Origin of the sequence: Candidatus Planktophila sp. (assembly GCF_040402315.1) — a bacterium.
GTDB lineage: Bacteria > Actinomycetota > Actinomycetes > Nanopelagicales > Nanopelagicaceae > Planktophila.
The window spans coordinates 1-10,140 of the sequence record NZ_JBBAMU010000031.1 but is presented as its reverse complement, the minus strand read 5'-3'; the positions used below and the strand labels follow the sequence as shown (position 1 = coordinate 10,140).

15 protein-coding genes are annotated in these 10,140 nt (G+C 49.0%); 9 read left to right on the top strand and 6 right to left on the bottom strand.

Annotated elements, in window-relative coordinates:
* Together AC9UEP_RS05160 and AC9UEP_RS05155 are read left to right on the top strand one after the other, a co-directional pair.
* Positions 1-368 (top strand): ATP synthase beta subunit C-terminal domain-containing protein (locus AC9UEP_RS05160; protein ID WP_509544689.1); only part of this gene is annotated, 368 nt, incomplete at its 5' end.
* A 13-nt stretch (positions 369-381) separates the two neighbouring features.
* Positions 382-633 (top strand): F0F1 ATP synthase subunit epsilon, encoded by a 252-nt coding sequence (locus AC9UEP_RS05155; RefSeq protein ID WP_509544686.1) that lies wholly within the window; start codon positions 382-384, stop codon positions 631-633.
* A gap of 5 nt (positions 634-638) precedes the next feature.
* Here AC9UEP_RS05155 and murA read toward each other — a convergent pair whose 3' ends face one another.
* A complete protein-coding gene (gene murA, locus AC9UEP_RS05150) occupies positions 639-1,904 on the bottom strand; it encodes a UDP-N-acetylglucosamine 1-carboxyvinyltransferase (protein WP_509544684.1) in 1,266 nt (421 codons plus the stop codon).
* 28 nt (positions 1,905-1,932) lie between these two features.
* On the opposite strand from murA, the gene AC9UEP_RS05145 reads away from it, so the two are divergent.
* A complete protein-coding gene (locus tag AC9UEP_RS05145; protein ID WP_509544681.1) occupies positions 1,933-2,505 on the top strand; it encodes a cob(I)yrinic acid a,c-diamide adenosyltransferase in 573 nt (190 codons plus the stop codon).
* Here AC9UEP_RS05145 and AC9UEP_RS05140 read toward each other — a convergent pair.
* Both AC9UEP_RS05140 and AC9UEP_RS05135 read right to left on the bottom strand, forming a co-directional pair.
* Positions 2,502-2,795, bottom strand: coding sequence for a hypothetical protein (locus AC9UEP_RS05140; protein ID WP_509544678.1), 294 nt, complete (start codon positions 2,793-2,795; stop codon positions 2,502-2,504). The genes AC9UEP_RS05145 and AC9UEP_RS05140 overlap by 4 nt on opposite strands.
* A 33-nt stretch (positions 2,796-2,828) precedes the next feature.
* Entirely contained in the window at positions 2,829-3,299 is a 471-nt protein-coding gene (locus tag AC9UEP_RS05135; RefSeq protein WP_509544675.1) for a hypothetical protein, read from the bottom strand.
* Between the two features lie 25 nt (positions 3,300-3,324).
* Here AC9UEP_RS05135 and AC9UEP_RS05130 point away from each other — a divergent pair, with 25 nt between their 5' ends.
* On the top strand, positions 3,325-3,564 hold the full coding sequence (locus AC9UEP_RS05130) for a hypothetical protein (protein ID WP_509544672.1): 240 nt from the start codon (positions 3,325-3,327) through the stop codon (positions 3,562-3,564).
* On the opposite strand, the gene AC9UEP_RS05125 is transcribed toward AC9UEP_RS05130, so the two are convergent.
* The gene (locus tag AC9UEP_RS05125) at positions 3,545-4,336 is read right to left on the bottom strand and encodes an ABC transporter permease (protein WP_509544670.1); all 792 of its coding nucleotides are present in this window, start codon (positions 4,334-4,336) and stop codon (positions 3,545-3,547) included. The genes AC9UEP_RS05130 and AC9UEP_RS05125 overlap by 20 nt on opposite strands.
* The gene (locus AC9UEP_RS05120; protein ID WP_509544667.1) at positions 4,329-5,183 is read right to left on the bottom strand and encodes an ABC transporter ATP-binding protein; all 855 of its coding nucleotides are present in this window, start codon (positions 5,181-5,183) and stop codon (positions 4,329-4,331) included. Before AC9UEP_RS05120 ends, AC9UEP_RS05125 begins: the two co-directional genes overlap by 8 nt.
* Positions 5,184-5,230: 47 nt before the next feature.
* On the opposite strand from AC9UEP_RS05120, the gene AC9UEP_RS05115 reads away from it, so the two are divergent.
* Both AC9UEP_RS05115 and AC9UEP_RS05110 read left to right on the top strand, forming a co-directional pair.
* Positions 5,231-5,548 carry an Rv1322 family protein gene (locus AC9UEP_RS05115; protein WP_509544664.1) on the top strand — a complete coding sequence of 106 codons (318 nt, stop codon included), beginning with the start codon at positions 5,231-5,233 and terminating at the stop codon, positions 5,546-5,548.
* Between the two features lie 20 nt (positions 5,549-5,568).
* Positions 5,569-6,279, top strand: a complete 711-nt coding sequence (locus tag AC9UEP_RS05110) for an alpha/beta hydrolase (RefSeq protein ID WP_509544661.1) — start codon at positions 5,569-5,571, stop codon at positions 6,277-6,279.
* Here the strand turns inward: AC9UEP_RS05110 and AC9UEP_RS05105 are convergent.
* A complete protein-coding gene (locus tag AC9UEP_RS05105; protein WP_509544658.1) occupies positions 6,276-7,391 on the bottom strand; it encodes an AI-2E family transporter in 1,116 nt (371 codons plus the stop codon). The two genes, AC9UEP_RS05110 and AC9UEP_RS05105, sit on opposite strands and share 4 nt — an antisense overlap.
* A 34-nt stretch (positions 7,392-7,425) precedes the next feature.
* On the opposite strand from AC9UEP_RS05105, the gene AC9UEP_RS05100 reads away from it, so the two are divergent.
* The 3 genes from AC9UEP_RS05100 to AC9UEP_RS05090 form a co-directional block, all read left to right on the top strand.
* A complete protein-coding gene (locus tag AC9UEP_RS05100; RefSeq protein ID WP_509544655.1) occupies positions 7,426-8,673 on the top strand; it encodes a DUF4032 domain-containing protein in 1,248 nt (415 codons plus the stop codon).
* Positions 8,673-9,533 carry a co-chaperone YbbN gene (locus AC9UEP_RS05095; protein ID WP_509544652.1) on the top strand — a complete coding sequence of 287 codons (861 nt, stop codon included), beginning with the start codon at positions 8,673-8,675 and terminating at the stop codon, positions 9,531-9,533. The genes AC9UEP_RS05100 and AC9UEP_RS05095 overlap by 1 nt, the downstream gene beginning before the upstream one ends.
* A partial coding sequence (locus AC9UEP_RS05090; protein ID WP_509544649.1) for an MFS transporter occupies positions 9,533-10,140 on the top strand: 608 nt, incomplete at its 3' end. The genes AC9UEP_RS05095 and AC9UEP_RS05090, both read left to right, overlap by 1 nt.

The following is a 10,140-nucleotide window of genomic DNA, read 5'->3' as shown; positions in this document are numbered from 1 at the left end:
CACGCATCTTGGATCCACGCTATATCGGTGAGCATCACTTCCGTGTTGCTAACCGCATTAAGCAGATCTTGCAGCGCTATAAGGATCTTCAGGACATCATCGCTATCTTGGGTATCGATGAACTCTCCGAAGATGACCGCGTTCTCGTAGGACGTGCCCGTCGCATCCAGCGCTTCTTGTCACAGAACACATTCGTGGCAAAGGTCTTTACCGGACTCGATGGCTCATTCGTTCCGCTCACCGAGACAATCTCTGCATTCGAAGCACTTGCTGATGGAAAGTACGACCATGTTCCAGAACAAGCATTCTTCATGTGCGGTGGCCTCGATGATGTTGAGCGCAAAGCTGCTGAACTTGCAAAGAACTAAGTAAGGGAAAATAATGGCTCTTAACGTCGCACTAGTATCGCCAACACAGAAGGTGTGGTCAGGTGAGGCAACATTTGTCTCTGCTCGCACCACAGAAGGAGATCTTGGAGTTCTTCCAGGTCACTCACCTTTGTTTGGCGTATTAGTCGATGGAGCTGTGAGCATCAAGGGTGTCGACGGAACAACACAGGAATTTACTGTGAGCGGCGGCTTCTTATCTGTTTCAAATGATCGCGTATCGATTCTGACTGAAAGTGTTAACTAAAAAAACTATTCGCGAGTAACTTTCGCACCCAGACTTACCAACTGCTCGGCAAAATTCGGGTATCCACGATCAATGTGGAATGCGCCATCAACCGTAGTTTCACCTTCAGAAACAAGTGCTGCCAATACAAGTCCAGCACCTGCACGGATATCAGTTGCCTCAACCGGTGCGCCAGAGAGCTGTGGGATACCGTCGATAGAGGCGTGGTGGCCATCGACCGTGATTTGCGCGCCTAATCGCACTAATTCGTTGACAAACATAAAGCGGGATTCAAAGACATTTTCGGTAACAATCGAGTGACCGTCTGCAATTGCATTCATTCCGATAATAAATGGCAAGAGATCTGTTGCAAATCCAGGATAGGGCAGGGTTGCCACATCAATTGCTTGCGGGCGCTGATTCATCTGCACGCGAAATCCATCTTTAGTTGATGTGATGATTGCCCCGGCTGTTGTGAGCTTTTCAAGCATGACTTCCATATGATCTGCGCGCCCACCATGAATAGTGATATCACCTTGCGTCATAGCGGCGGCAAATGCCCAGGTGCCAGCGATGATGCGGTCTGTAATGGTGGTGTGGTCGGTTGGCTTTAGCTCTTTAACGCCAGTGATGGTAATTGTTGGCGAGCCAAGCCCATCAATTTTTGCCCCCATGCCAATCAGGAATTCACCGAGATCGACAAGGTCAGGTTCGCGAGCTGCATTATCAATAGTTGTCACACCATGTGCCAAGACGGCTGCGGTCATGAGGTTCTCTGTTGCACCAACTGATGGGAAATCTAAATCAATAGAGGTGCCTGAAAGTCCATTCGGAGCCTCGGCAACTATGTAACCATGTTGGACATGTGCTTTGGCACCAAGTGATTCAAGACCTTTAATATGGAAATCAAGGCCGCGTGAGCCAATTGCATCCCCGCCAGGAAGTGCGACTTCTGCTCTTCCGACTCGTGCAACAAGTGGCCCAAGAACGTTGATAGACGCTCTCATCTTACGCACGAGGTCATAATCTGCGCGATGTAATGGAGTGGCTGGAACATCAATCGTGACAGTGTCGGCGGTGTGAATAACGGTGCAACCAAGACGTGTGAGCAAATCAGACATGATTTCCACATCGGCAATATCTGGAACATTGCGGATGGTGGATTTTCCAACGGCTAAAAGCGAAGCGGCCATCAGTTTAAGGACTGAATTCTTGGCTCCTGTGACCGATACTTCACCGACCAGGCGGCTGCCACCGGTGATCCGGAAGCGGTCGTGGGACGAAGATGCCATATCCGAAGTCTACTTATAGGCTAGGGACATGGTTAATTTAACGCGCATTTACACAAAGACCGGCGATGACGGAACTACATCCCTTGGAGATATGAGCCGCACATCAAAAAATGACCCTCGCCTAGAAGCATATGCAACAGTCGATGAATCAAACTCAACGATTGGCGTGGTTCTAGCAACTGATGAATTAACCGATGATGTTCGTGCAGTACTTGTGCGAATCCAAAATGATTTATTTGATGTGGGAGCAGACCTCTGCACCCCGGTAGTTGATGCACCTGCATTTGAACCACTTCGCGTGCTTGAATCTCAGATTGTCTATTTAGAAGAACAGATTGATAAGTACAACGCAGATCTTGAACCGTTGCGATCATTTGTCTTGCCTTCCGGAACACCCGCTGCGGCGCACCTGCACGTGGCTCGCACGGTTGTTCGGCGCGCAGAGCGCTGCACCTGGGCTGCTATTCATGCATTTGGCGGGGGAGTAAATCCACTCACCGCCAAGTACCTCAACCGTTGCTCTGATCTACTCTTTGTTCTTGCTCGTCATGCCAATAAAGAAATTGGTGATCAGCTCTGGGTTCCTGGAGCAAATCGCTAGTTAAAGCTTTTCAAGTGCGCCCTGGCAGCGCTCTCTTCCTTCGGAAATACAAATAACCGAGGACCTTGCTTAGTCTGGGTCAGAGTTGCCTTAATTCCAACTGCAATCAACTTCTGACGCAGTATTTCGCCTTCAATGTGATTGTTTGGCTCTGCGACCGCAACGAGAGTTCCGTATTCCTCTTCTGAACCAATCGATGGGCTGCGTTCGACTAGCGACTTACCTTTAGCCGAAGTCCACTTTAAAATGAAAATGAGGAATAAGACAACCGGAAATCCGGCAAGACTCATTAAGAAGAGTTGATTATTTACTCCACCTAGCACTTATTCGACCACCTTTGTATATGTAGCAGCCGATGCGCCTTCAGGTCGTGGATCTTGATGGCAAATCACTTCAATATTGCTGATGTATTCAAGAGTTTCAATTGGTTCTGGTGAGATTAAGAGAATGGTCTTAATCTCTTTAACTGCGCTAGGCGTTGATATTGTGCGCAAGTCACCAAGTATGACGCCCTCTTTAGATAGGACCTGAGAGTTAACTTCCCACCACACACATCCAGTTTCAGCGGCGACTTGAACTGCCCCACAAACAAATTCACTACATGCCTTGACTTGGGAAGCAAGATTTGTCTTTGCAGAGATAACGCTTACCAACTCTTTACTTGTCGGGACCTTGGCATAGATCCCTGATTCGAATTCAAAGTCCACCGGTGGCCACTTTGGTTTTGGTGACGGAGTAAGGCGAATCTTCTTTCGAGGTTTTGGCTTTGGTTTTGGCTTCGGTTTAGTTGACACAGTCGGTTGAGCTGACGCAGTGGGCTTGGCAGTTGTTGGAGCGGTCGTCTTTACTGTTGCCTTCACTGTCGGTTTAGAAGTTGCTATGGAAGTGGGCTTAGCTTTTGGCTTTGGCTTCGCTGTCACTTTTGGTGAAGCCTTCACACTCGCCTTGGTTGTCGGCGTTGATGTTGGCTTCTTAGTTGCAGCTTCGGCACTGGTTGCGGAAAAGGCAAGGCAGAGTGCAAGTACAAGTGCTGACTTTTTCAGTCGCGCTCCCACTTGAAACTGCGAATTGCCCAGATTAATCCCAGTACGAGCCATGCGGTAATAATGGCAAAGGTGCGCCCAGTTTCCCAATTGCCGGCAACTTCACGCGTAGCAAATGAGTCAGGTAAGAAGACTGAACGGGCGCCTTGGGTCATCCATTTGAGGGGAAAGATTGCGGCAACTTGCTGCATCCATTGTGGGAGATCGGTAAAGATAAAAAAGACGCCACTAAAGAATTGCAGAACTATGACAACAGGGGAGACGACAGCGGAAGCACCGCGGCCGGATTTAGGAACATTGGAAAATGCAATACCGAGAACTGTGGAGCAGGCACTACCGAGAACGAGCAGCGCCGCTAAGAGCAGCCATTTATCGGCACTCTTTGGCAGATTGACTCCAAAGAATAGAACGCCAGCTGCCAATAAGAGCGCTACCTGCACCAGCATGCTGACAGTGACAAGGATGGCTTTTCCTAGGAAGTAACTACTTGCTGGCATAGGAGTGCCACGTAGTCGCTTCAGTGTGCCAAAGTCGCGTTCCAAGGGAATCATGATTGCTAGTTGCTGAAAACCGGTATTAACAAGTCCCGATGCAATCATTCCTGCCACAAAGTATTGGCTAAAGGTGACTCCGTCGGCGATGGTGTTAGAAAATACTGAACCAAAGATTGCAAGCAGGATAAGTGGAAACAACATAGTGAAGACAACAGATTCACGCTGTCGCATAAATTGCTTGATCTCTAGCTTGCCGCGTTGAAGCCCAATGGAGAAAGCGGTGGGCTTATTCATCGTGGCCACCAATCATTTCCAGGTAGATATCTTCCAGTGATGCTCGTTTGATACTTAGCTCTGGAACTTCACCACCAAATTGAGCTGCTAGCTCTTTAACACGTTCAGTGGGGTGAGCACTCTTCTCGCTGTGTGTGTGTGCTCCATCGCGCCAGGAAATGGTGGCTAGTGATGTGGCGCGGCCGCCAAGTTCTGCTGGTGGCGCAATTTCCACAATCTGTCCGCGGATAATTACTGCCACCCGATCTGCCAGCGCTTCAGCTTCATCAAGGTAGTGAGTAGTCAGCACAATGGTGGCGCCTTCATCGCGCAATCTGCGAATCAAATTCCAGAATGCTCTACGTGCTTCCGGATCAAAACCTGTTGTGGGCTCATCTAAAAAGATTAGTTCCGGGCTACCAATGATGCCCAGTGCTACATCTAGCCGACGGCGCTGACCACCTGAGAGTGTGCGACCTAGCGCATCAGATTTCTCTGTGAGTCCAACCAGCTCAATCACCTCGCGGGCATCTTTTGGGTTCTTGTAATAAGTGGCAAAGTGCGAGACCGACTCATAGACCGTCAGGTCGCCGGCATCTTGAGTTGATTGCAGAACTATGCCGATGCGATCACGCCAAGCTTGCCCGGCGCTGCCTTTAGTTGCCGGGTCAAAGCCAAGTACTTTCACATCACCTGAATCGCGATCACGAAATCCTTCGAGTATCTCCACCGTCGTGGTCTTGCCAGCGCCATTTGGGCCAAGGAGAGCGAAGATTTCACCCTGTTCGATTTCAAGGTCCAGCCCATTGACCGCCTGCGTCTGGCCATATTTCTTATGGAGCTGGGAAACGCTGATGACCTTGCTCATAGCGTCATCTTCTCACTTTGTGGGGGAAAGTGCGAGAAAATGAAGCCATGAGCCCACGTAAGAACTACCCGAAGAATCGTCGGCCGAAGAATAACGATGAGGACCGTGAGATTAATCCTTCCAATCAAAGTTTCGAAGAAGATGAAAATGGTTTATGGACTGTTCGTAAATTAACTGGTTCATCTGCAAATAAAGCATATCGATGCCCAGGCTGTGATCAGGTAATACCTATGGCAACGCCACATACCGTTGCTTGGCTAGATGGTGAAGAAGATAATCGCCGGCATTGGCATAACGCATGCTGGAGTAAGCGAAATAATCGTGGCCCGCGAACTGAACGCACGCGCAATGCACCTCGTTACTAATTCGAAGTAGACTCACGCCAATGTCAGAACCAATCCGCCCCAGCACTGTGCTCGCCGCAACGCGCATGCCATTTACTGTGCTAACCGCTGATGGCCAAAGCCTTATAGGAGAAGTCGCAACTCCTCTTTCCAATCCCACAACCGCAATTTTATGTTGCCATCCAAACCCAACTGGTGGCGGGATGATGGATAGCCACATCTATAAGAAAGCTGCTAATCGATTACCTGCCATGGCCGGAGTAACCGTCGTGCGCTTTAACACTCGCGGAACAAGTAGTGAAGCCGGCACAAGCACCGGAAGTTATGACAACGGACGCGCTGAAAAATATGATGTGGAAGCGATGATTGCATATTGCTTTGACACTCTTGGCATCAAAGAATTATGGGTTATTGGGTGGTCATTTGGAACCAGTATTGCAATTAGCTATGCACGTGATCTGCGAGTGAAGGGCTTAGTACTTCTAAGCCCTACCTTACTCGAAATTGTGGATAGTGATCTTGAATTTTGGGGCGCAGATGGCAGACCAGTCATTGCCCTGATTCCCGAGCATGATGATTACTTAAAGCCGGAGCAAGCACTTCTGCGCTTTAGCGTGATCCCGCAAACCAAACTCATCGCTGTAGCTGGTGCTAAACACCTATGGGTGGGCGAACCATTTGTTCATAGAGTCTTAAGTGAAATCGTTGCGGTCATTGCCCCGCAGCGATTACCGCTAACTACTGAGATCTAAGACTTCTCTGCTCGAGGGATAACGACTTCTTCCAGAATTAAGATAATTGAAGCCGCGATTGGCACTGCAAGTAGTCCGCCTACTAGTCCCAGAAGTGATGTGCCAATCAGGGCCGCAATGATTGTCACTGCACCGGGAAGGTTCAGCGTCCGTTTCATAATTTTCGGAGTGAGAATGTAATTCTCAATCTGCACGTAAATGATGTATCCAACGAAGGCTGCAATTCCTATCGTGATGGATTGCGTCAGCGCAAGTATGGTGAAGATTGCCGCCCCGATGAAGTGTCCAATGAGCGGCACCAGCCCGCAGACAAAGATAATAACTCCAATTGCCACAGGTGATGGCAGACCAAGAATGACTCCGAATATCGTCAAAAAGATGGCAGCCAGGGAAGAGATTAATACCTGACTTCCAACAAAGGCCCCCACGCGAGCGATAATTGCATCTGTGAGTAGCGCTACTCGTGGACGACGACTACTTGGGATCAATTTAAGGCCAAGCTCAGTCATCTGATTAAGTGATGTGATGAAGTAAAGAGTAAGAACCAGAATAGTCAGTGCGGTAAAGGTGCCAGAGAGAACAGTCTTTCCAACGCCAACGACTCCACCGAAGGCTGAGAACAAGAGTGTGCCATCGGAAGTTACCGAGCTCAACCTCTTTTCTAGAGTATCGATGATTCCATAATTTTCATTGATATTTGCAATTGAAGGATTATCTTTTAATTGGCTCAGTAGCGATGGCGCTATTTCAATGAGGTTTGTGCCTTGCGAAATAAGTGGTGGCACAATGAGCGCTCCAAAGAGAATGACTGCGATTAACACCGATACAAAGATTATGGCAACAGCTGAAATGCGTGAGAGGCCTCGCTTGCGAATAGCTTCAACTGCTGGGTTTAGACCCATAGCTAAGAAGAGTGCGATCACAATCAGTACAAATACTTGACTTGCACTTGCAAGTGCTCGCATGAGAACAAATGCGCTTAAAGCGCCTACCGTTGCGACAAATCCAAAATAAAATGGATGAGCGCGGTCAACCGGCGCTCCAGCTGCACCAAAATCTTGTGAAGTTGGTGAATCTTTGACTTTTCGCTTCATTCGCTCGGAAATTGCCATGCTTTATTGTAAAGCGTAAGAGAGAATAACTCCCATGGCGCTGCGGATAACTGGACTTGGTGAAGAGATTGCTGCCGTCACGGGTCTTTCGTGGAACCTGCCTTTGGAACAGTGGCCAGAAGATCCGATGCTGGCCGAAAAGCGAGGCATCTCCCGCCACGTAGTGCGCCTGGTGCGCTCTACCGATGACCCCGAGTCTGAGGTCTACGCCGTCAAAGAGACGGTGGCCGAATTTGCAAACCGCGAATACAAGATTTTGCGCCAACTTACTCAACTCGATTCTCCCAGCGTTCAGTCGATTGCAGTCATCGAGGGCCGCACAGATAACAGCGGTGGGGAACTTCCATGCGCCCTGGTCACCCGGTTCTTGCCGTACTCATTGCCCTACCGCGTTGTACTCAGCGATAAGAACGTAACTGGCGAAGAAGTGACGTTGATGGCCAACGCGCTGGCTCTGCTGTTGGTTCGGCTGCACCTGCTTGGTTTCTGGTGGGGCGATTGTTCACTTTCCAATACTTTATTTCGCAGAGATGCTGAAGCCTATGCCGCCTATCTAGTCGATGCTGAAACTGGCGAATTTCAAAAAACTTTGACATCCGGACAACGGGAACACGATTTAGAGATTGCCCACTTTAACGTTGCGGCAGAACTTGAAGACTTGCAGCTTTCTGGAGTTCTCTATCCAGGCATGGACCCAATTCGCGCAAGCACCGCACTCATCAACCGTTATCACCGCCTGTGGTCAGCCCTGAAAGATCGTCAGGTACTTGATCCCACTGATCGCCACGCAGTTGAACGTGCCATGCGTCAGTTACATGATCTAGGTTTTGCGGTAGAAGAGGTATCTGTCTCTATGGAAGAAGGAGAAGATGCCGGCCGCTTAGTCTTCCAACCCAAGCTTGTTGCCGCCGGTTATCACAAGAATCGATTGCGCGAGCTAATCGGGCTAGAAACCGAGGAGCTGCAAGCAAAAAGACTACTTGCTTCATTTGATCGCTTCCGAGGTCGTGAGAAATCTCCGAAGCCACCAGTTGCAGATTCGGCTAAGAGATGGCTCGATGAAGTCTTTCGACCAACAGTTAATTTGATTCCGCCAGAGCACGAGGGCAGAATTGAACTTGCTCAATTTTTTCATGAGACGTTAGAACACCGCTGGTACTTGAGTGAAAAAGCGGGCCATGATGTAGGACTGGAATTTGCAGCAAGGGCCTATATCGCAGATGTTTTGCCCTTTCGGCGCGATTCTGGCGTCACGGTACGAGTTGATGGCATGATTCAGTAATGAGCCTGCCACCTAATTTTGCAAAGGCCGTTGATTTAAGTTCGCTTGGAAAACCAGCGCCAGATACAGCTATTGCGATGCCGGGAATAGTTGTAACAACCGAGAACTTGCAATCAGAGTTGTTGCCACTTTCAAACTCTAAACCGGTGGTGATTCTATGTTGGTCACCTCGTTCGGCAGAGTCAGTCACCGTACTTCAAGCACTGGGAAATCTAGAGGCCGTAGATAACGGAAAGTGGGCGTTAGCAACAGTTGATATCGACACCCAAGCCCCCGTTGCCCAAGCCCTGCAAGCGCGCACGATTCCATATGGTGTGGTCTTTATTGGCGGCCAAGCAATTCCTTTCCTTGAGCAAGCACTGACTGAAACCCAACTTCGGGAAGTGATGAATAAAATTCTCACCATTGCCGCAAAGCAAGGAATCGGTGAAGAGCCAGCAGAACTTGCCGAGCCAGAAGAAGATGAGGCGCTAGCCGCCCTTGATAAGGGAGATTATGAAAGCGCCGAAGCTGCTTATAAGAAGTTGCTTGCTCGCAAACCGAACGATAATTTTGCAAAGCTCGGACTAGCTCAAGTTCAACTTCTGCTTCGCACTGAAGGCATTGATGGCCATAAAGTCATGGAGTCGGCGGTGAAGAACCCGGATGATATTTCCATTCAGATGCAGTGTGCTGATGTGGAAGTGATGAGTGGATATCTTGAGCCAGGCTTTGAAAGGTTGTTGCGGCTAGTGCAGATCCTCGATGGGGATGAGCAGAAGCTGGTCAAAGATCGCCTCCTTGAGTTATTTGCGCTCGTTGACCCGGCTGATCCACGAGTCATTAAAGCTCGCGCGCAATTAGCAAACGCACTCTTCTGATGTCATCAGTGATTGACCACAGCAAAGAGAAGAAACTCCTTCACACACTCTTTGCTTGTTTTGGTTTTGGCATCATGGCCTGGCTCCCGCGCTTTCCAGAGGTAAAGGCAAACCTGCAATTAGATAATGGGGCTTTTGGTTCGATTGTGAGCACAGGTGGAATTGGTGCCTTCTTTGGACTTCTCACCGTTGGGCATATTATCCACAAATTCGGAGCCTTTAGAGTAGCGATTGCTTCGATCCTGATCCTGTTTTCATCACTAACTTTATTAGTACACGTGCACTCAACTTTGCCTTTTCTACTCTTAAATATTTCATTCGGTTTTGGAATTACCGCAGTACATGTCTACCTGAATTCGCATGGTTTTCACCTGCTTAAGCGGAGCAACATCAATGTAATCACCAGTGCAGCTGGTTACTGGAGTGCGGGTTCTCTCTCCACATCGATACTCTCAGGCTTACTGGTGGGCCGGGTGGCTCTTACGACCCACATCACCATCCTCTCCCTAGTCCTTGCTGCGATCATGCTTTCAATAGTGATCAGACTTAAAGCTGTGCTGCTTGAACCTAATACAAGCACTGATCATGACTACACAATTAAAGACAT